We start from the raw sequence: 20,687 nt of genomic DNA on the forward strand, positions 1-20,687 counted from the left end.
TCAGCCGCTTCCGGCCGCCTTCCTGTCGCGCACGCGCTCGGCCATCGTCCGGTCGGGCGCGCAGTCGGCGCACGGGGTGAAGCCGTCGGTGCGCGCCTCGTCCATCGGCAGCGGGATCGGCGTCCGTCCGCGGAGGTGGGCGCAGCCCTCGACGTGGTAGCGCGGGTGCTCGTCGACGACGAGCACCTCGTCCTTGAGGTCGACGACGAGCAGCAGGTCGGTGACCTCCACCTCCTCGACCGGGGGGTCGGGAAGCTCCTCGGGCGCGGTCTCCGGGGCGGGGGGCGGTGCGCTGGGGGCCCTCGCCGCGGTGGCACCGCCCGTCACCTCCGGGAGTGACCCGGCGGGGGCGGTCGTCACGCTCGCCGCCTCCCCCGACGGGCGGTCGGCGGCGGTCATCCGCCGGCGGGCGGCGACCAGCAGGCCGGCGGCGATCAGGCAGGCGACCACGCACGCCCAGTACAACGTGTCGACGCCGGTCAGCACTCCGCCGACGAACAGGCCGACACCCACGAGCACCATCAGCGCCGCTGCCAAGATCACGCTGCGACTGTAGAGGAAGGGCGGCCTTCCCCCGGCTCGGCGCGGGCCCCTGCGGGGCCGTCGTGACTATGCGGAGGCGTGCTGGTTCTGCCGGTTGGCCGCCGCGGGCTCGGCCGAGCCGCGGCTGTCCAGGTCGCGCAGGTGCGACTCGAGGTAGGAGCGAAGCCTGGTCCGGTACTCGCGCTCGAAGGTCCGCAGCTCCTCGATCTTGCGCTCCAGGCTGCTGCGCTTCTCCTCGAGGGTGCCCATGACCTCGACGTGCCGGCGTTCCGCGTCCTGGTCGAGGGCGGCAGCCTTGGCGCGGGCCTCGCGCTCCATCGTCTCGGCCCGCGTGCGGGCGTCGCCGAGCATCGTGTCGGCGCGGTGCTTGGCCTCCGTGACCAGCTGCTCGCTCTTGGAGCGTGCCTCGGCCATCAGACGGTCGCTGTTGGTCTTGGCGCCGGTGAGCATCTGCTCGGCCTGCGTCTTGGCCTCGTTGACGTAGCGGTCGGCGGTCTCGGTGGCCAGCGCCAGCATGCGGGAGGCGCGGGCGCTGTCGTCCTCCCGTGGCTGCTGCGCCGGCGCGGGCGGCGGAGCGGCGACCTGGGCGGCCACGGGTGCCGGCGCCGGCTCCTCCGTGCGCGCAGCGCTGCCACGGCTCGCGCGCAGCTCGTTGTTCTCCTCGATGAGGCGGGCCAGTTCGGCCTCCACGACGTCGAGGAACGCGTCCACCTCGTCCTCGTCGTAGCCCCGCTTGCCGATGGGCGGCTTCTTGAAGACGACGTTGTGCACGTCGGCAGGCGTCAGTGGCATCGGGTCACCTCGGGTCGGACGGGAACAGGGACGTAGGTGGACAGGGCGCGGAGGAGCGCACCCGTCCTGCGGCTCTGATCCCGCAGGCGTGGGTCATGAACGGACGGCGAGCCCGGTCGTGATGCTGCGGAGGATCAGCACGGCGATCAGCAGCACCATAAACCCGAGGTCCAGTCGGATGGACCCCAGGTTCAGAGGTGGGATGACTTTCCGGATGGCCTTCAGCGGGGGGTCTGTGGTCGAGTAGACGACCTCGAGACCCGCCGCGACCAGTCCGGACGGACGCCAGCTGCGCGCCAGCACCATCACCCAGTCGACGACGAACCGCGCGAACAGCAGCACGAGGAAGACGAGAAGCACCGACGACACGATCGACCAGAAGAGAGCCACAGTCCTCGTTCGTTCGGGGCACCGCGCGTGCCGGGTGGGCTAGGCCTCAGGACTGGTTGAAGAAACCGCTCTCGCGGATCCGCGCCTTGTCCTCGGCCGTCACGTCGACGTTCTGCGGGCTGAGCAGGAACACCTTGGCCGTGACGCGCTCGATACTACCGCGCAGCCCGAAGGACAGACCCGCAGCGAAGTCGACGAGGCGCTTCGCGTCGGAGTCGTCCATCTCGGTGAGGTTCATGATCACCGGCATGCCGTCGCGGAACCGCTCCCCGATGGTCCTGGCCTCGTTGTAGTTGCGCGGGTGCAGCGTGGTGATCTTGTACGGCTGCGGTACGGGCGCAGGGGCCGGCTCCGCGGCGGCCACGACGGGCTCGCGGACGGCGAGCCCCGCGGCCGACGCGCCGACCGGAGCGCTGCCGCCGCCCAGCGAGCTGACCCTCGACGGGGCACCCCCGGCCGGCGCCAGACCGATCGGGCGAGCGGTCCCGGCCCGCCGGACGGGCAACGGGTCGGGCTCGCGGACGGGCGGCTCGACCTCGAGGTCGTCCTCGGCGTACCCGGCGGGACCGTAGTCACCGTCGTAGCGGGTGTCGTAGTCGTCGCCCGGGTACCGGCCGTAGCGCCGGTCGTCCGGGTGGTCGGACTGCCGCGAGTCGTACCGGCCGTAGGCGCGGGGATCGTCGTCCTCGACGAGTCCCAGATAGATGCCCATTCTCCGCATGGCTCCAGCCATCGGACCTCCCCCTCTGCTGGCGTCCTCAGCGTCGCGTATGCACGACAGTCGTCAAGGTTCCGGGGGTCTCCCGTGGCCTCTGTTACCGGTGTGACTCCTGTGGTCTTCCGGAGGGTAGGGCGCGGCTCCCGAACAACGCGGTTCCGACACGCACGACCGTCGCACCACATGCGATGGCCGCCTCGAGGTCGCCGCTCATGCCGGCGGACAGGTCGACTGCCTCCGGATGATCGGCCCGCACGCGTCCGGCGAGGTCGGCCAGGCGCTCGAAGGCCGGCACGGGGTCGGCGCCACGCGGGGCGACGGCCATCAGGCCGCGGAGGGCCAGGCCGGATGCATCGGCGACCAGGTCGGCCAGTGCCGGCACGTCGTCGGCCGCGGCGCCTCCCCGGGCGCCGAGCTCGCCGGCCGGTCCCCCGAGGTCCACCTGGACGAAGACCTCGACCGGACGGCCGGCCTGCTGGCCGGTCCGGTCGAGCACGTGGACCAGCGACTCCCGGTCCACCGAGTGCACCACCGCGCCGAGCCTGGCCACCGCGGCCGCCTTGTTGCGCTGCAGTTGACCGACGAAGTGCCAGCGCAGGTCGACGTCCTCGAGGTGCCGGCTCTTGTCGAGCAGTTCCTGGGCCCGGTTCTCACCGAACTCACGCTGACCCAGAGCGGCGAGGGAACGGACGTCCTCGGCCGACCACGTCTTGCTGATGGCGAGCAGGGCGACCGACGAGGGCTCGCGGCCGGCGGCGCGGGCGGCGGCGTCGATCCGGGACCGGACCGCCCGCAGGTTCGCTGCCAGGTTCACCGGTCGTCCTCCAGCCAGACCAGGCCGGCCTGGCGACCGGTGACGCCGTCGCGGCGGTGCGAGAACAGGAGCGGGTCCTCGACCGTGCACCGCGGGTCCTGCACCACCTCGTCGATCCCCGCCCGGCGGAGGATCTCGGCGACGCCGGCCCGCAGGTCCAGGCCCGCCGTACCGGCCCGCGTCGGGACGGCGGAACCCGGCGCCACCCGCTCGACGTCGCGCTGCATCGGCTCGGGGACCTCGTAGCACTGACCGCAGACCGCGGGGCCCAGCAGCGCGGTGACGTTCCGCGCGCGGGCGCCGAGGCTCGCCATGGCCGAGAGCGCGGCCGGGACGATCCCCCGCCGCACGCCTTCCCGTCCCGCGTGGACCGCGGCGACCACGCCGGCGACGGGGTCCGCCAGGAGGATCGGCACGCAGTCGGCCACGAGCACGCAGAGGACGAGACCCCGAGTGCGCGTGACCAGCGCGTCGGTCGCCGGCACCGGGCCGTCCTGCGGCCCGTCCACCACCGCGACACCGGTGCCGTGGACCTGGTTCATCCAGACCAGCCGTTCCTCGCCCAGGGCCAGCTCCCGCGCGACGCGGGCGCGGTTGGCCGCGACGGCGGTCGGTTCGTCACCGACGTGGTCGCCCAGGTTGAACGTGTCGTAGGGGGACGCGGACCGGCCGCCCCGCCGATCGGTGACGACCCTGCGGGGTCGGACTGCCGCAGTCAGCATGACGCCATTCTCGCGATCGGCCACGGTCGCTCGTCGTCCTACCTCACGAGAACGGGTCCTCCCTCACGGTCGACCGTGAGGGAGGACCCGCCGTGATCAGGTCCCCTGATCGAACAGGGGCGACGTCAGCCCTTGAGGAACTCCGGGATGTCGAGCTCCTCCTCGAAGTCCTCGTTCGACAGCGGACGACGGCCGGCGACCGGACCGGGGATGGGCGGCAGCGGCGGCACCGTGATGCCCCCACCGTTGACCCCGCTCGTCCCGCCACCGACGGGCGCACCGCCCCCGTTCACCGGCGTGCGCCCCACGGGCCCGGAGACGCTGTTGCCCGTCGCCTGCGCCGGCGCGGCCGGCGCGGCCGCGGCGGACTGGGCCGACTGTGCCTGCGGCACCACCAGCCGCTCCCCGCCCCCTGGACGCCCGAGGGCGTCATGGGGCGCCGATAGGGCGGCAGACCGGCGGGAGCCGCGGACGAGGCACCCGGCACCGCCGCGGCCGCGCCGTCCTTGCGGGAACTGGGCCGGCCGCTGTCGAAGCCGGCCGCGATGACCGTCACGCGCACCTCGTCACCCAGGGCGTCGTCGATGACGGCGCCGAAGATGATGTTGGCGTCGGCGTGCGCCGCGTCGGACACCAGCGAGGCGGCCTCGTTGATCTCGAACAGGCCGAGGTCCGAGCCGCCGGAGATCGACAGCAGCACGCCGTGGGCGCCCTCCATCGAGGCTTCCAGCAGCGGGCTGGCGATGGCCTGCTCGGCCGCCAGGAGCGCGCGGTTGTCACCGCGGGCGCTGCCGATGCCCATCAGGGCCGAGCCCGCGCCGGACATGACCGACTTGACGTCGGCGAAGTCCAGGTTGATCAGGCCGGGGGTGGTGATCAGGTCGGTGATGCCCTGGACACCGGAGAGCAGCACCTGGTCGGCGGTGCGGAAGGCGTCCATGACGCTGACGTTGCGGTCGCCCAGCTGCAGCAGCCGGTCGTTCGGGATCACGATCAGCGTGTCGCACTCGTTGCGCAGCTCCTCGATCCCCGATTCGGCCTGGACCGCGCGCCGCTTGCCCTCGAAGGCGAACGGGCGGGTGACCACGCCGATGGTCAGGGCGCCGAGCTTGCGCGCGATCGAGGCCACGACGGGCGCGCCACCGGTACCGGTGCCACCCCCCTCGCCCGCGGTCACGAAGACCATGTCGGCCCCCTTGAGGACCTCCTCGATCTCCTCCCGGTGGTCCTCGGCGGCCTGCCGGCCGACGTCCGGCTGCGCTCCGGCACCCAGCCCGCGGGTGAGCTCGCGTCCCACGTCGAGCTTGACGTCGGCGTCGCTCATCAGCAGCGCCTGCGCGTCGGTGTTGATCGCGATGAACTCGACCCCCTTGAGTCCGACCTCGATCATGCGATTGACCGCGTTCACCCCGCCGCCGCCGATGCCGACGACCTTGATGACCGCTAGATAGTTGTGCGGAGGTGTCATGCGGCGCTCCCCAACTGGACCCTCATCCTCAAGTACAGGCTTACAGTTATGTCAACTCGGTCGACGCGGACGAAGTTAGGTGGGTCGGGAGGGCGCTACAAACACCCTCCGGGGACCGGCGTGTCGGTGGACGCGGATCGCACCAACCTCTGAGGACCCGTTGGTCACATGAGAACCACGAGGTGTGACGACCCGCCCCGTGAACGTCTCACGCCGGGGTGCAGACCTGCGGACGCGCCGACGCCGGGAACGCCGAAAAGAGATGTTGCGTGTCGGGCGTGTCGCGGAGGTCGGCGTGTCCGTCGCAACCCGGTGCGACAGCCGTCCGGAGGCACGGGGACACCGTCCGCGACGGTGCCGCGCCGGGCGGGCTCAGCGGAGGACGACGGCCTGCGGAGTGCTCACGTCGATCGTCGTGGCCGGCTCCAGCGCGCCCGACGCGAGCTGTTCGATCAGCGCTCCGAGCACGGCGGCCTTGGCATCGGACCGGCCGGCGTCGCCCCACTGGACGACGGTCCCGTCGGTCAGCGTCAAGGTGATGGCCTCCGGGCTCGTCGCCGCGGCACCCGCCACACCCTCGCGCACGTCGACCGGCAGGGCGCTGACCGCCGCCAGCGCGGCCGTCGTGGCCGGATCGCCGGGCCGGGGGTCGGCCACGTCGAGCGGCACGACCCCTGTCGGGGGCTCGCCGGTGACGAGGTCGAACAGCACGCCGTCGGCATCCATCAGGGAGCGCTCCCCCGGCGGGCCGACGATGGCGACCGGCACCCGCTCCACCACGGTGATCACCACGCTGTCCGGCCAGCCGCGGGTCACCTCGACCGAGGCGACCTGCGGAAGGCGCGCGACGCGTGCCTCGGCTGCGTCGACGTCGAGGCGCAGCAGCGGGGTCCCCCGCTCCACACCGGCCGCCTCGCGCACCTGGTCGGCCGGCAGCGACCGCAGGCCGTCCACCTGGATCGAGCGGACGGCGAGCAGCGGACCGGCGAACAGCAGCCAGAGCACCGCTCCCAGCGCGACGAGGGCGAGCACCAGACGAACGGCCCGGCGACGGACGCGCGCCCGCCGCCCGGCCGGCGGGCGGTCCGGGCGCGGCCGGGGCGGATGACGCCGGGACGGCGACGGCGTGCCCGATCCGCCCGCGCGGACGGCGCCATGGCCGCGCACCGCACGGCGTGCCCCGCCGGTGCGGTCCCGGGTGGTGGTTCCGGTGCGGCTCACGGCCGGCCGCCCGCCGGTCCGGGGACGGGGGCGTCCGTCCGTGCGCGCAGGGCGTCGAGCACCTCCGGCCCCACCATCGACACGTCACCGGCGCCCATCGTCAGCACCAGGTCGCCGGCCCGGGCGCGCGCGGCGAGCACCGGGGCGGTCGCCGACCAGGACGGCTCGAAGTGCACCCGGGCCGCAGGCAGCGGGACCGCCTCGGCGACCAGCGCGCCGGTCACTCCGGGCACCGGGTCCTCGCGGGCGCCGTAGACGTCCATGACCACGACCTCGTCGGCCAGGGCCAGCGCCTGGCCGAATCCCTCGGCGAACTCCTGGGTCCGGCTGTAGAGGTGCGGCTGGAACGCCACGACCAGCCGGCCGCTGCCGGCCACGGCGCGCGCCGCCTGCAGCTGGGCGCGGACCTCGGTGGGGTGGTGGGCGTAGTCGTCGTACACGCGGACGCCGTGGACCGTGCCCTTGAGCTCGAACCGGCGGTGCACACCGCCGAACCGGGCCAGCCCCTCGACGAGGCCCTCGACGGGCAGCCCGAGCTCGATGCCCGCCAGCAGGGCCGCCGCGCTGTTGAGCGCCATGTGCTCGCCGGGCACCTGGATCCGCACCCGGCCCAGCTCCCGCCCGTCGAGCACGGCCGTGTAGCTCGTGGCGTCGGGCGCCACCTCCAGGTCGGCGAGCCTGAGGTCGGCGCCCTCCGCGCGGCCGTAGGTGCGCAGCCGCGCCGCGGTCGGCACGCTCGCGAGGCGGGCCGAGCCGGGGTCGTCGGCGCACAGCACGACGAAGCCGTCGCCGTGCACGGTGGCGAGGAACCGGTCGAAGGCGGCCTCCACCGCGGCGAGGTCGCCGTAGTTGTCCAGGTGGTCGGCCTCGACGTTCGTGACGACGGCCGCGTACGGGGCCAGCAGCAGGAAGGACCGGTCGCTCTCGTCGGCCTCGGCGACGAACACGTCGCCCTCACCCGAGTGGGCGTTGCTGCCGGATTCGTTCAGGTCCCCACCGATGGCGAACGAGGGGTCGGCGCCGCACGCCTGGACGGCGACGGTGAGCATCGACGTGGTCGAGGTCTTCCCGTGCGTGCCGGCGACGGCGACGCTGCGGCGGCCGGCCATGACGGCGGCGAGCGCCACGGCTCGCGGCAGCACCCGCAGGCCCCGCTCACGGGCGGACACGAGCTCCGGGTTGTCGGCACGGATCGCGGTGGACACGACCACCGTGTCGGCGTCCGCCAGGTTCTGCGGGTCGTGGCCCACGGCGACCCGGGCGCCCAGCGCCCGCAGTGCCAGCAACGTCGGGGTGTCGCGGCGGTCGCTGCCCGACACCGCCACCCCGCGGGCCAGCAGGATCCGCGCGATGCCGCTCATCCCGGCGCCACCGATGCCGATGAAGTGGACGGTGCCCAGCTCGGGCAGCAGCGGGACCGGGTCCGACCAGGCTGCGACCTCGGCGGCGCTCATCGGCGTCCGCTCGAGGACGCGCCGACCTGGAGGACGATCTCGGCCAGCCGCTCGTCGGCGTCGGGGGCACCGGCCGCCGCGGCGTGCCGGGCGTAGCCGGCCAGCGCCTGCGGGTCGGTGAGCAGCGGGATCAGGTGGCCCTCGATCCAGTCCTCGTCCAGGTCGGCGTCCTCGACGAGCAGGCCACCCCCGGCCTCGACGACCGGCAGGGCGTTGCGCCGCTGCTCTCCGTTCCCGATCGGCAGGGGCACGAAGGCACCCGGCAGTCCGACGGCCGACAGCTCCGCCACGGTCACCGCGCCGGCCCGGCACAGGGCCAGGTCGGCGGCGGCGTACGCGAGGTCCATGCGCTCCAGATAGTCGACGACCACGTAGGGAGCACTACCCGGCGGGCGGGTCGGAACCGTCACGTGGGTGTTCTTGGGCCCGCGGGCGTGCAGCACCTGGATGCCCGCGGCGGTCAGCGCGTCGGCGGCGGCGACCGCCGCGCGATTGAGCGTCTGCGCGCCCTGCGAGCCGCCGAAGACCAGCAGCGTCGGCCGGTCGGCGTCCAGCCCGAACTCGCGGCGGCCCTCGGCTCGGGTGGCGTCGCGGTCCAGCGTGCTGATGGCGCGGCGCAGGGGCATGCCGACGTGCTCCCCGGCGTGCAGCGGCGTGCCGGGCACGGTGACCGCCACGCGCGCGGCCAGCCGGGCTCCCACGCGGTTGGCCAGCCCGGGCAGCGCGTTCTGCTCGTGCACGACGATCGGCACCTTCGACCGCCGCGCCGCGAGGTAGGCCGGCAGGGCGACGTACCCGCCGAAGCCGACGACCACGTCGGCGGCCACCTCGTCGAGCACCGCCCGGGTCTCGGCGACGGCGCGCCAGACCCGGTCCGGGACCCGCAGCAGGTCGACGGTCGGCTTGCGCGGCAGCGGCACGGGCGGGATGAGCCGCAGGTCGTAGCCGCGCGCCGGCACCAGTCGGGTCTCCATGCCCCGGGCGGTGCCGAGGCAGGTGATCCGCAACTCGGTCCCCCCGTCGGCGCGGCGCCGCAGTGCGTCGGCCAGGGACAGCATGGGTTCGATGTGCCCCGCGGTACCGCCGCCGGCGAGGACCACGCTGGTCGGTCGTGCGGTCACCGCGGCCCCCGGGCCGGCGGATCTGCGAGGCCGGCCGGCTGACCACCCGGCCGGCGTCCGGACGAGCCGGCCGAGGTTCGCGGACGGGTGCGGGCCGGCGGACCGCGGTGGGGCCGGGGACCCGGGGCGGGCGGGCGGCCCGGGGGGCGGCACGCTCGGCCGGCCGGTCCTCCGGCCTGCGGCGCGGGCGCACGGGGTCGACGGCGGCGGCCGGCACCGGCAACAGGAACCGCGCGAGGGCGCTGCGCTCCCGGCCGCGCTGCGCCTCGATCGCCTCGGGCTCCGAGCGGGCGAAGCGGGCGAGGAGGCCGACGATGAACAGCGTGAGGACCAGTGACGTGCCGCCGGCCGAGATGAGCGGCAGCTGGACACCGGTCACCGGGAGCAGCCCCACCACGTAGCCCATGTTCATGGCGGCCTGGCCGACCAGCCACACGGTGATCGCGACGCAGGCCAGCTGCACGAACCGGTCGGCCGCGCGGCGGGCGATCCGGAAACCCGCGTAGGCGAGCACGCCGTAGAGACTGACGACCACCAGGCAGCCGAGGAAGCCCAGTTCCTCGCCGATGATCGCGAAGATGTAGTCGGACTGGGCGTGCGGCAGCAGGTTCCACTTCATCGCGCTGTTGCCCAGGCCGACGCCCCACAGCCCCCCGTGGCCAGCGCGTACATGCCGCGGATCGCCTGGAAGCCGCCGTCGGTGGGGTCGGAGAAGGGGTCGAGGAACGAGGTGATCCGCGCCATGCGGTACGGCGCCACCTTGATCAGCACCACGACGGCGACCGCCGCGGCGGCGATGAACCAGCCGAAGTACCGCAGCGGCATGCCACCGGCCCACAGGAGGCCGACGAGCACGAGGCCGAGGCTGACCACCGCGCCGAAGTCGGGTTCGGCGATGAGCAGCAGGGAGAGCACGCCGAACACCGGCAGCACCGGCACGAGCAGCGACCTGGTGGTCAGGTAGCGCTCCCGGAGCGCAAGCACGTGCGCCCCCCAGAGCGCGAAGACGAGCTTGGCGATCTCCGAGGGCTGCAGGTGGGCGAAGCCGAGGTCGAACCACTGCCGGGCGCCGTTGAGCTTCACGCCGATGCCGGGGATCAGGACGATCAGCAGCAGGAAGGCGACGCCGATCAGCGCGATCGGCGACCAGCGCCGCAGCAGGCCGGCCGGCAGCCGCAGCGCGACGAGCATCGCGACGAGCCCGATGCAGGCCCAGACGAGCTGCTGGACACCGGGCCGCCAGGCGGGTTCGTCGGCCAGTGCCGCCTTGATCGAGGAGGCGGAGAACACCATGACCAGCCCGATGGTCAGCAGCAGGCCGGCCGCGCCGAGCACCAGATGGGCGCTGGTCATGGGGCCGTCGAGCCACGCCGGCCCGGCGAAGCGCCGGGACGGACGCTCCACGCGGGTGCGGCGCGGCGGTGCCGGCGTCGCGGTGGCCGTCACTGGGCGATCACCCGAGCGCCGCGACGGCGTCGGCGAAGGCGCGGCCGCGGTGCCCGTAGTCGCGGAAGACGTCCATCGAGGCGGCCGCCGGGGCGAGCAGGACCGTGTCGCCCGGGCGGGCCAGCCGTGCGGCCGCGGCCACGACCTGCGTCATCACGTCCTGGGCGGCGGTCCCGGTCCCGTCCATCCGCTCATCGTCGCCGCTGACCACTGTGACCACTGGGACCGTTGGGGCGTGTCGCGCCAGCGAGTCGGCGATCACGGCCCGGTCGCGGCCCAGCAGCACGACCCCGGCCAGGCGGGGCGCGGCCGCGGCGACCAGCGGATCGACGTCCGCGCCCTTGAGCAGGCCGCCGGCGATCCAGACCACGCGCGGGTAGGCGGCCAGCGACGCCCCGGCTGCGTGCGGGTTGGTGGCCTTGCTGTCGTCGACGAAGTCGACGCCATCGACGGTGGCCACCCGAACGTTGCGGTGGGCGCCGCCCCGGAACCCCGCGAGCCCGCGGCCGACGGCCTCGGCGGGGACGCCGATCGCGCGGGCGAGCGCCGCCGCGGCGAGGGCGTTCACGACGTTGTGCGGGCCGGGCACCTGCAGTTGCCCGAGCTCGAGCAGCACCACCCCGGAGGCGTCGTCGGTGAACGCGCGGTCGACCAGGGCTCCCGACCGGAGCCCCAGCTGACCGGGGGCGGGCTCGCCGAGCGTGACCGTCACCGGGCGCGGATGGGCGGCGACGAGCGCCGCCGCGACCGGGTCACCCGCGTCGGCGACGGCCACGGGCGCCCGCCGGAGGATGCGCGCCTTCGCGTCGCGGTAGGCCTCGAAGGAGCCGTGCCAGTCGGTGTGGTCGTCGGCGACGTTGAGGACGGCGGCCGCGGCGGGCGCCAGTGACGAGGACCAGTGCAGCTGGAAGCTGGACAGCTCCACGGCCACGACGTCGTGGAGCGGCGCGCCGTCCTCCCCCACCGCGGTGACCACCTCCACCAGCGGGCGGCCGACGTTCCCGGCGGCCACGGCGCGGCGCCCGGCGGCGAGCAGGATCGCCTCGAGCATCGTGACCGTCGTGGTCTTGCCGTTGGTGCCCGTGATCGCGAGCCAGGGTGCGGCATCGGCACCGCGCAGCCGCCACGCCAGCTCCGGCTCGCCGATGACCTCGATGCCCGAGCGGGCGGCGTCCGCGAGCAGCGGCGCGTCCGGGCGCCAGCCCGGTGAGGTGACGACGAGATCGACGTCGCCGGGAACGGTGTCGAGCCGCCCGAGCCACTGGGCGCCGTCGGCGACCAGCGCGGCGACCGCGGGCGGCTCGGCGGCGTCGGTCAGCAGGATCCGGGCACCGCGATCGAGCAGCACCCGGGCCGCTGCCGCCCCCGACACCCCGAGGCCGGCCACCAGGACGGTCCGCCCGCGAACCTGCATCGGCGCGCTCACAGCCCGACGAACTGCAGCCAGTCCGCGTAGAACAGCCCGATCCCGAAGGCGACGGCCATCGCGGTCACCAGCCAGAACCGCACGATGACGGTGTTCTCGGTCCAGCCGGCGAGCTCGAAGTGGTGGTGCAGCGGCGCCATCCGGAACACCCGTCGGCGGGTGGCCCGGAAGAACGCCACCTGGATGACCACCGACAGCGTGACGGCCACGAAGAGCCCACCGAGGACGACCAGCAGCAGCTCCGTGCGGGTGACGATCGCCAGTCCGGCCAGCAGGCCGCCGAGGGCCAGCGATCCGGTGTCGCCCATGAAGATCCGCGCCGGGCTGGTGTTCCACCACAGGAAGCCGAGGCAGGCGCCGAGTGCGGCCGCGGCGACGAGGGTGACGTCGAGCGGGTCGCGGACGGTGTAGCAGCCCACGATGTCCTCGGTGGCGCAGTCGTGGGTGAACTGCCAGAAGGAGATGAAGACGTAGGACGCGAAGACCATCGCCGAGGCCCCCGCGGCCAGCCCGTCGAGCCCGTCGGTGAGGTTCACCGCGTTGGAGAACCCGGCGATGAACAGGTAGGCCAGGATCACGAAGGCGACCGAGCCGAGTGCGAACGGGGCGATGTCGCGCACGTAGGAGACGAACGTCGAGGCCGGGGTGATCCCGTCCCGGTTCGGGAAGTTGATCGACGTCACCGCGAAGGCGACGCCGACCACCAGCTGGCCCACCAGCTTGGCGGTCTTGTTCAGCCCGAGGCTGCGCCGGTGCCGGATCTTCAGGTAGTCGTCGAGGAACCCGACCGTGCCCATGCCGGCCATGAGGAACAGCAGCAGCACACCGGTGGCGGTGAAGCCCCAGTTGGCCTGGTCGACGAGGAACAGATGCGCGGCCAGGTAGCCGCCGATGGTGGCGCCGACGATCACGGTGCCACCCATGGTGGGCGTGCCCTGCTTCGACAGGTGGCTCTCGGGTCCGTCGTCCCGGACCTCCTGACCCAGCCCCTGCCGTCGGAACGCGCGGATCGCCAGCGGGGTGAGCAGGATGGAGAGGATGAGGCCGAAACCGGACGCGATCAGGACGGACCTCACGCGGGGGCCCCGGGTTCGGCGGGTGTGGTCGTGAGCAGGTCGGCGGCGAGCAGCTCGAGTCCGTAGGAGCGACTGGCCTTGACGAGGACGACGTCCCCCGGACGCAGCACCTCCGACAGCAGCTCGCGCGCGGCGGCCCGGTCCGGCACGTGCACCGACTCCCCTCCTGCGCCTCGTCCCGCCGACAGCCCGGCGGCGGACGCCCCGGCGGATATGCCTACCGCATCGGGCCCCACGGCCACGATCAGGTCGATGCCGGCGGCCGCCGCGTCGCGGCCCAGCCGCTCGTGCTCCGCCGCGGAGTCGGGCCCGAGCTCCGCCATGCCACCCAGGACGGCGATCCGCCGGTCGCCGGCCAGCCCGGCGAGCGCGGCCAGGGCGGCGCGCATCGACTCGGGGTTGGCGTTGTAGGCGTCGTTGACCACCGTCACGCCGTCGCCCCGGCGGCCGACCTCCATGCGCCAGCGGCTGCGGGCGCCGGCCGCGGACAGGGCGGTGGCCACGTCGGCGGGCCGCATCCCGGCGGCCAGGGCCGCACCGGCCGCGGACAGCGCGTTGGCGACCTGGTGCTCACCCACCACCTGGAGGGCGACGGGGTGCTCCTCCCCCGCGGCCAGCAGGGTGAAGCGCGGGCGGGCCGTCTCGTCGAGTGTCACGTCGGTGGCCCGCACGTCGGCACGCTCGGCGCGCCCGGTGGTGACGACGCGGGCGGCGGTCCGCGACGCCATGGCGGCCACGCGCGGGTCGTCGGCGTTGAGGACGGCGGTGCCGTCCTCGGGCAGCGCCTCGACGATCTCGCCCTTCGCGCGCGCGATCCCGTCGACGCTGCCGAACTCGCCCAGGTGCGCCGAGCCGACGTTGAGGACCACCGAGATCTGGGGGCGCGCCACGCCGCAGAGCCTGGTGATGTGGCCCGAGCCCCTGGCTCCCATCTCGAGCACCAGGAAGCGGGTCCGCTCGTCGGCGCTCAGCACGGTCAGCGGCAATCCGATGTCGTTGTTGTAGGAGCCCGGTGGGCTGACCGTCGCGCCCGCCGTGGCGAGCACCTGCCCCAGCAGGTCCTTGGTCGAGGTCTTGCCCGACGACCCGGTGATGGCCAGCGTGCGCAGCCCGCCGGCGGTGAGCCGGCCGTGCACACCGGTGGCGAGCCGGCCGAGGGCGACGACCGGGTCGCGCACCACGACCGTCGGCAGGGCGTCGTCGGGTCGCGTGCTCAGCGCGGCCACCGCACCGGCGGCCGCGGCGGCGCCCAGGAAGTCGTGCCCGTCGACCCGCTCGCCCCGGAAGGCGACGAAGAGGTCCCCCTGCTCGGCGCTCCTCGAGTCGAGGGTCACCTTCCCGGTCACCGCGGCGTCGGCCGGGCCGGTCAGGGCACCGTCGACCAGTTCGGCGATCTCCCCCAGCGTCAACGCGATCATGCCCGCGTCCCCTGGGGCGCGCAGACGTCGCCGATGATTTCGCGCAGGACCTCGCGGTCGTCGAACGGGTGCACGGTGCCGGCGATCTCCTGCCCCGTCTCGTGCCCCTTGCCGGCGAGCAGGAGCGTGTCGCCGGGCCCGGCCAGCCGCACGGCGGCGGCGATCGCCGCCCGCCGGTCGCCGACCTCGACCACCTCGGCACGGTCGGCCTCGGGCACGCCGGAGACGCCGGCCAGCACGGCCGCCCGGATGGCGGCGGGATCCTCGGAACGCGGATTGTCGTCGGTCACGACCAGGACATCGCTGAGCTGGGCCGCGGCGGTGCCCATCGCGGGCCGTTTCCCCGGATCGCGGTCGCCGCCGCAGCCCAGCACGGTGATCAGCCGGCCCGCGGTGATTGCGCGGAGCGCCTGCAGGGCGGTGCGGACGGCGTCAGGGGTGTGGGCGTAGTCCACGACGGCGACGAACGGCTGACCGGCGTCGACCGGCTCCATCCGGCCCGGCACGACGGTGTCCGCGAGCCCCGTCAGCGCCGCCTCGACCGGCACCCCGATCGCATCCAGCAGGGCGACCGCCAGCACGGCGTTGGCCACGTTGAACCGCCCGGGCAGCCGGATGCGGGCGGGCCAGGAGCGCCCGTCGGGACCGTGCACCGTGAACGTCGACCCGCCGTCCGCTGTCGCCGCGACACCGTCGGCCGACCAGTCCGCGGAGGCGGTGAGCGACACGGTGCCGGCGTCGCGCCGCTGCGCGGCCAGACGCCGGCCGGCGTCGTCGTCCACGGTGATCAGCTCGACGGCCGCCCGGCCGTCGAAGAGCAGCGCCTTGGCCCGGAAGTAGTCCTCCAGGTCGGCGTGGAAGTCCAGGTGATCCCGCCCCAGGTTGGTGAAGCCCGCCGCGGCGAACCGGACTCCTTCGACGCGCCCCAGGACGAGCGCGTGGCTGGACACCTCCATGACCACGGCCGAGACCCCGGAGTCCACCATGCCCCGCAGCAGGGCGTGCAGCGCCGGCGCCTCGGGAGTCGTGCGCACGCTCGGCAGCGTCCTGGTGGCGAGGACCCCGTCGGCGTCCCGCACCCGGGTGCGGGTCGCGACCGTGCCGATGAGCCCGGTTCCGTGCCCGGCCGCGGCCAGGCCGGCCTCGACGAGGTAGGCGGTGGTGGTCTTGCCGTTGGTGCCGGTGATGCCGATGACGGCGAGTTCACGGCTGGGCTCGCCGTAGACGCGGTCGGCCACGCGGCCCAGCACGGCGCGAGGATCGGCGACGACGCACACCGGTACCTCCGGGTGCCGCGGCGCGAGTGCCAGCCGCCCGGTCTCGTCGGTCAGCACCGCCACCGCGCCGCGGGCGAGGGCGTCGTCGACGTGGTTGATGCCATGGGTGCGGGCGCCGGGCAGCGCGGCGTACAGGTCGCCGGGGCGGACCTCCTGCGAGGCCAGCGTGACGCCCGTGACCGCCACGTCGCTCGCCCTGTCATCCGCCGGCACCCCGATGAGATCGGCCAGTTCGGCCAGCCTCGTCGGCGCGGTCGTGGTCACGGGGCTCCAATCTACCGGCGGGGGTCCCGCAGCCCGCGCACCTCGCGAACCCGCCGCGCCGTCCCCACCCACCCGCCGCGCCGTCCCCCACCCACCCGCCGCGCCGTCCCCCACCCCGCCGGGTCAGGGTGCGGTGAGCACGAAGTCCGGCCGCGGGGCGCCGGACGGGACGACCCCGTCGGCGGTGAGGGCGTACCGCATGATGTCGGCGAAGACCGGCGCGGCCACCTGACCCCCTTCGGCGTCGCTGGTGGGCCGCTCGAGGTCCACGGCGACGACGTACTGCGGGTCGTCGGCGGGGGCGAACCCGACGAAGGTGGTCACGTAGCCGCCGCCGGCGTAGCAGTTGCACTCCGGATTGGCCCGCTGCGCGGTACCGGTCTTGCCGGCGACCCGGAAGCCCTCGATCTCGCCGAGCGGTGCGGTACCGCCGTCCCCCACGACGGCTTCGAGCATGTAGGCCATGTCGTCGGCCGTGGCCTCGCTGATCACCCGCGTGCGCTCCGGTGCCGGCGCCTCGCGGACCCGCCCGTCGGGGCCGGTGACGGAGGCCACGACGCGCGGCTCGACGCGCACCCCGCCGTTGGCGATCGCCTGGTAGATCGAGGCCATCTGCAGCGTCGTCAGCGACACGCCCTGGCCGATGGCCACGTTGGCGGCCCGCACGCGGCTCCAGTCGTCGGAACCCTGCAGGATGCCGGCGCTCTCGCCCGGCAGCTCGATCCCGGTGCGGCTGCCGACGCCGAACGCACGGAGGTAGTGCTCCAGCTTCTCGTCGCCGATCTCGCGGGCCAGCATGATCGTCCCGACGTTGCTGGACTTGGCGAGGATGCCCGTGACGGTCCAGTCGATCGGCTCGTGGTCGTGCGCGTCGGTCACCATCCGATCACCGGCCTCGATGTGGCCGTCGACGGTGAGCACCGTGTCCGGGGTGGCGACGCCCTCCTCGAGTGCGGCGGACAGCGTGACCGCCTTCATGACCGAACCGGGCTCGAAGACGCTGGAGACGATCGGGTTGCCGAGCAGCGCGGGGTCGGTGGACGAGTAGGCGCCGGGGTCGTAGCCGGGGCAGGACCCCATCGCGACGACCTCGCCGGTGGCGACGTCGAGGGCGACGGCGGAGGCGCGCGTCGTGGCGCCGTCCGCGCAGGCCTCGCCCAGTCGCTCCTCCATCACGTACTGGAGGTCCTGGTCGAGCGTGAGGTTCACCGAACTGCCGTCCGTGGCGGGGGTCGACTCGTCGATGCCCGACGGGATCGGATTGCCCCCGCTGCCGACCTCGACGCGGCGCTGCCCCGGGCTGCCGGCCAGCTCGTCGTCGAAGGTCTGCTCGATCCCGGCCAGCCCGGCGCCCTCCCGGCCGACGAAGCCCACGACCTGACCGCCGACGGCGCCGGCCGGGTAGAGCCGAACCGGGTCGTCCTCGTACACCAGGCCGGCCAACCCGAGCTCGTCGATGGCGTCGGTGACCTCCGGAGGCACCTGCGCGGCGAGGATGACGTAGCGGCTGTCCCGGTCCAGCTTGTCCTCGAGCTCCTCGACCGCGACGCCGAGGAGGGGGGCGAGCGCCTCGGCTGTCGCCTCCGGGTCGCCGACGACCGTCGGGTCGGCCACGACCCTGGAGGCGGCCACGGTGTAGGCGAAGGGGTTGCCGTCGCGGTCGAGCACGGCGCCGCGCAGCGCGGCGATGGGATAGGTGCGCAGCCGGTCCTGCTCGGCGGCGTTGGCGTACTCCGCGCCGTCCACGCCCTGGAGCACGCCGAGCTTGGCGACCACGAGCACCAGCAGCGTGATCATGAACGCGAGACCCCAGCGGTTGCGCAGACCGCGCTGGTCCATGGACAGGCCGGCACCGCTGCGCCGGCTGCCCGGGGCCCGGCGGGAGGTGAACGGGCCCGGCGCGCCGCCGTGCGGCCCGGGCCGGCGCGCCACGGGAGGACGACCGGTCGAGCGGGGTCCTCCGCCGCCCGGTCCGCGAACCATGTCGGGCACGGATCAGTCCCCGTCCCCGGCGCTGCCCTCGGGGTCGGGCGCTTCGGCCGGTCGGGGGGTGCCACGCAGCTCCGCGGTGCCGTCGGGACCGATGACCAGGTAGGCGGCCGGTCCGGCGGGAACGAGCCCGGCGGCGAGCGCGGCCTCGGCGATCCCGGCCGGGGTGTTGCCCGTGACGACCTGCTGCTCGAGGCGCTGCACCTCCTGGGCGCGCTGCGCGTTCTCCGCCCGCAACTGCGTGGCCTTGAGCGAGTCGACGGCGATCGCGGTGTTGAGGATCAGCAGGCCCAGCGTCGTCCCCGCCAGGAGGGCGACCACCAGCAGGACGAACGGTGCCCGGCGGTTCTTCGGGCCCCCGGCAGGCCGGCGGCCGGCCTTCGGGTTGACCGCCGGCTTGGTGGGGGGCACCAGCCGCAGGTCGGGGCGCGGCTCGACGGCGCGGGGGGCCGTCGTCCGGGGCCGTGGGGCGGTGGCCGGCCGGACGTCGGTGCGGGCGGTCGCTCGCGTCATGCTGCCCTCCGGATGCGCTCGGCCGCCCGCACGCGGGCGGAGGCGGCCCGCGGATTGGCGGCCACCTCCTCGTCGGATGCGGCTTCCCCGCCACGGGTCAGCAGGCGGAGGACGGGGCCGAGCTCCGGCACGGTCACCGGCATGCCGGGCGGCGTGCGATCGGCGGCGCCGGCCGCCAGTTCCTGCTTGACGATGCGGTCCTCGAGGGAGTGGAAGGTGATGACGACGACCCGGCCACCGACCGCGAGCGCCTCGACGGCGGCGGGCAGCGCCCGGGTGAGAGCGCCGAGCTCGTCGTTGACCTCGATGCGCAGCGCCTGGAAGGTCCGCTTGGCGGGGTGGCCGCCGGTGCGGCGGGTGGCGGCCGGGATCGCGTCGCGGACCAGCTCGGCGAGCCGGCCGGTGCTGGTGAACGGCTCCTGCGCCCGCTCGCGCTCGATGGCCGCGGCGATGCGGGAGGCGAAGCGCTCCTCGCCGTAGATCCGCAGGACCCGGCTGAGCTCCTTGGCGGGATAGGTGTTCACGACGTCGGCGGCCGTGCGGGGGCCGGACGGGTCCATGCGCATGTCGAGGGGTGCGTCGGCGGCGTAGCTGAAGCCGCGGTCGGGGCGGTCCAGCTGCAGGGAGGAGACGCCCAGGTCGAACAGGACTCCCTGCACCTCGGCGATGCCGAGGCGGTCGAGGACGTCGGGCAGTTCGTCGAAGACGGCGGGGACCAGCGTGACGCGATCGGTGTGACCGGCGGCCTCGATCCGGCGGCCGGCCTCGGCGCGGGCGTCGGGGTCGCGGTCCAGGCCCACGACCCGCAGGCCGGGATGCGCGTCGAGCATGGCCAGCGTGTGCCCGGCGAGGCCCAGGGTGGCGTCGACGAGGACGGCGCCGGGCTCGGCGCAGGCGGGTGCGAGCAGCTCGGTGACGCGCTCGAGGAGGACGGGCACGTGCACGGGCGGCTGCACCGGCGGCCCGGCCTCGGTGCTGCTCATCGTCACGACCTCTCGAACGGTCCGGGCCCTTCCCAGCGATGGTGCCGCGCGCACGGGCCCGGTAGGGGGACGCAGGGGTTCCGGTGGGGCGGGGTGGGCGACGTGTTCGGATCTGGGGGCGGTGGGGCGGGGTGGGGACGGTGGGGCGGGGTGGGGACGGTGGGGCGGGGTGGGGGCCCGTCCCCCGCGGGGGCCGCCTGGCGTCGGGGAAGAGCGTCAGGTGGCGTCCCGCGGGGGCGCGGGTCCGGGTCGTCGTCCGTCGGTGGCCTCGGCGGGATCGGTACCGAGCCGCGGGGAAGGCGGCTGGGGCCCGTGCCGGTCGAGCCGCGGGGAAGGCGGTTCGAACGGGTCTGCGCGGAGGCAGGCTGCGGCGGGCGACCCTGGGATCACGACAGCGTCGGCATCCCCTCGCTCTCCATGTCGGCGTAGATGGCCTCCTGCTCGGCCACGTAGGCGTCCCAGGTGGCCGAGTCCCAGATCTCGAAGCGGGTGTCGACGCCGACGACGACGACGTCACGGTCCAGGCCGGCGTACTCGCGCAGGCTCGCGGGGATCGTGATGCGCCCGGTCTTGTCGGGCTCGATCTCGACCATGGAGCCGAAGCTCATGCGGGCGGCCATGCGGGCGCCGGCGGTGTCGTTGGGGGCCATCGCGGCCATCGCGCGGCTCTGCTCGGCGACCCGGGCCATCGTGAGGCCGTAGATGCAGCGCTCCTGACCCTTCTTGATCACCATGCCGTCGGCCACCTGGTCGCGGAAGCGGACGGGGAGGGCGAGCCGGCCCTTCTCGTCGAGCCGCAGCGGGTAGCTCCCGACGAACACCGGATCACCCCCTGCATCGGTCCTCCCGTGGCCCTGACAGCGACCCCCGACGGTCCCTGTCTCCCCACCGGGCGCCACAGTAACCCACTAGCCCCCACCGGACACCACTCGACACCGTGTCGTGACCTGTCCTCTCCACCGCTTTCCGCGCCGGCGCCCGACCGTTCCGCCGCAGGTCAACCCCGGACCGGCTGCTCGGCACCCCCGCAGCGGGCCCGAAGCGGCCGGACC

Annotated in this window: 19 protein-coding genes and 1 pseudogene; all 20 read right to left on the minus strand. The window is 74.5% G+C overall.

Translation table 11 applies throughout. The annotated features are described in order from the left end of the window. The 20 genes and pseudogenes from MVA48_RS05960 to mraZ all read right to left on the minus strand — a co-directional run bounded on the left by MVA48_RS05960 (window position 1) and on the right by mraZ (window position 20,456). A complete protein-coding gene (locus tag MVA48_RS05960; RefSeq protein ID WP_246986813.1) occupies window positions 1-543 on the minus strand; it encodes a hypothetical protein in 543 nt (180 codons plus the stop codon). Between the two features lie 66 nt (window positions 544-609). Next, window positions 610-1,335: a DivIVA-like cell division protein Wag31 gene (gene wag31 / locus MVA48_RS05965; RefSeq protein WP_246986815.1), complete on the minus strand. Its 726-nt coding sequence runs from the start codon at window positions 1,333-1,335 to the stop codon at window positions 610-612. Window positions 1,336-1,428: 93 nt separating this feature from the next. Further along, window positions 1,429-1,725: a YggT family protein gene (locus MVA48_RS05970; RefSeq protein WP_246986817.1), complete on the minus strand. Its 297-nt coding sequence runs from the start codon at window positions 1,723-1,725 to the stop codon at window positions 1,429-1,431. Between the two features lie 46 nt (window positions 1,726-1,771). Then, window positions 1,772-2,458, minus strand: coding sequence for a cell division protein SepF (locus MVA48_RS23730; protein WP_305852292.1), 687 nt, complete (start codon window positions 2,456-2,458; stop codon window positions 1,772-1,774). Window positions 2,459-2,540: 82 nt separating this feature from the next. Continuing rightward, the gene (locus tag MVA48_RS05980) at window positions 2,541-3,257 is read right to left on the minus strand and encodes a YggS family pyridoxal phosphate-dependent enzyme (RefSeq protein ID WP_246986824.1); all 717 of its coding nucleotides are present in this window, start codon (window positions 3,255-3,257) and stop codon (window positions 2,541-2,543) included. Beyond that, window positions 3,254-3,979 (minus strand): peptidoglycan editing factor PgeF, encoded by a 726-nt coding sequence (pgeF, locus tag MVA48_RS05985; protein WP_246986826.1) that lies wholly within the window; start codon window positions 3,977-3,979, stop codon window positions 3,254-3,256. Before pgeF ends, MVA48_RS05980 begins: the two co-directional genes overlap by 4 nt. Window positions 3,980-4,104: 125 nt before the next feature. Further along, the gene (locus MVA48_RS05990) at window positions 4,105-4,287 is read right to left on the minus strand and encodes a hypothetical protein (protein WP_246986828.1); all 183 of its coding nucleotides are present in this window, start codon (window positions 4,285-4,287) and stop codon (window positions 4,105-4,107) included. After that, window positions 4,269-5,447, minus strand: a complete 1,179-nt coding sequence (gene ftsZ / locus MVA48_RS05995) for a cell division protein FtsZ (protein WP_246986830.1) — start codon at window positions 5,445-5,447, stop codon at window positions 4,269-4,271. The genes MVA48_RS05990 and ftsZ overlap by 19 nt, the downstream gene beginning before the upstream one ends. 372 nt (window positions 5,448-5,819) lie before the next feature. After that, complete coding sequence (locus tag MVA48_RS06000; protein WP_246986832.1) at window positions 5,820-6,479, minus strand: cell division protein FtsQ/DivIB; 660 nt, start codon at window positions 6,477-6,479, stop codon at window positions 5,820-5,822. 185 nt (window positions 6,480-6,664) lie between these two features. After that, window positions 6,665-8,122, minus strand: coding sequence for a UDP-N-acetylmuramate--L-alanine ligase (gene murC, locus MVA48_RS06005; RefSeq protein WP_246986834.1), 1,458 nt, complete (start codon window positions 8,120-8,122; stop codon window positions 6,665-6,667). Then, window positions 8,119-9,243 carry an undecaprenyldiphospho-muramoylpentapeptide beta-N-acetylglucosaminyltransferase gene (gene murG / locus MVA48_RS06010; protein WP_246986835.1) on the minus strand — a complete coding sequence of 375 codons (1,125 nt, stop codon included), beginning with the start codon at window positions 9,241-9,243 and terminating at the stop codon, window positions 8,119-8,121. Before murG ends, murC begins: the two co-directional genes overlap by 4 nt. Window positions 9,244-9,586: 343 nt before the next feature. After that, window positions 9,587-10,596, minus strand: a pseudogene (gene ftsW, locus MVA48_RS06020) (putative lipid II flippase FtsW); the annotation flags it as partial. A gap of 100 nt (window positions 10,597-10,696) precedes the next feature. Further along, window positions 10,697-12,103: a UDP-N-acetylmuramoyl-L-alanine--D-glutamate ligase gene (murD, locus tag MVA48_RS06025; RefSeq protein ID WP_246986837.1), complete on the minus strand. Its 1,407-nt coding sequence runs from the start codon at window positions 12,101-12,103 to the stop codon at window positions 10,697-10,699. A gap of 8 nt (window positions 12,104-12,111) precedes the next feature. Continuing rightward, a complete protein-coding gene (mraY, locus tag MVA48_RS06030) occupies window positions 12,112-13,191 on the minus strand; it encodes a phospho-N-acetylmuramoyl-pentapeptide-transferase (RefSeq protein ID WP_246986838.1) in 1,080 nt (359 codons plus the stop codon). Next, complete coding sequence (locus MVA48_RS06035) at window positions 13,188-14,609, minus strand: UDP-N-acetylmuramoyl-tripeptide--D-alanyl-D-alanine ligase (RefSeq protein WP_246986839.1); 1,422 nt, start codon at window positions 14,607-14,609, stop codon at window positions 13,188-13,190. Before MVA48_RS06035 ends, mraY begins: the two co-directional genes overlap by 4 nt. Next, window positions 14,606-16,150 carry a UDP-N-acetylmuramoyl-L-alanyl-D-glutamate--2,6-diaminopimelate ligase gene (locus MVA48_RS06040; RefSeq protein WP_246986840.1) on the minus strand — a complete coding sequence of 515 codons (1,545 nt, stop codon included), beginning with the start codon at window positions 16,148-16,150 and terminating at the stop codon, window positions 14,606-14,608. The genes MVA48_RS06035 and MVA48_RS06040 overlap by 4 nt, the downstream gene beginning before the upstream one ends. A gap of 123 nt (window positions 16,151-16,273) precedes the next feature. Continuing rightward, window positions 16,274-18,082, minus strand: a complete 1,809-nt coding sequence (locus tag MVA48_RS06045) for a peptidoglycan D,D-transpeptidase FtsI family protein (protein ID WP_246986841.1) — start codon at window positions 18,080-18,082, stop codon at window positions 16,274-16,276. Window positions 18,083-18,145: 63 nt separating this feature from the next. After that, window positions 18,146-18,652: a hypothetical protein gene (locus tag MVA48_RS06050; protein ID WP_246986842.1), complete on the minus strand. Its 507-nt coding sequence runs from the start codon at window positions 18,650-18,652 to the stop codon at window positions 18,146-18,148. Continuing rightward, window positions 18,649-19,635, minus strand: coding sequence for a 16S rRNA (cytosine(1402)-N(4))-methyltransferase RsmH (gene rsmH, locus MVA48_RS06055; protein WP_246986843.1), 987 nt, complete (start codon window positions 19,633-19,635; stop codon window positions 18,649-18,651). Before rsmH ends, MVA48_RS06050 begins: the two co-directional genes overlap by 4 nt. Before the next feature lie 386 nt (window positions 19,636-20,021). Beyond that, window positions 20,022-20,456 (minus strand): division/cell wall cluster transcriptional repressor MraZ, encoded by a 435-nt coding sequence (mraZ, locus tag MVA48_RS06060; RefSeq protein ID WP_246986844.1) that lies wholly within the window; start codon window positions 20,454-20,456, stop codon window positions 20,022-20,024. Window positions 20,457-20,687 lie beyond the last annotated feature (231 nt).

Source organism: Blastococcus sp. PRF04-17, from assembly GCF_023016265.1.
GTDB lineage: Bacteria > Actinomycetota > Actinomycetes > Mycobacteriales > Geodermatophilaceae > Blastococcus_B.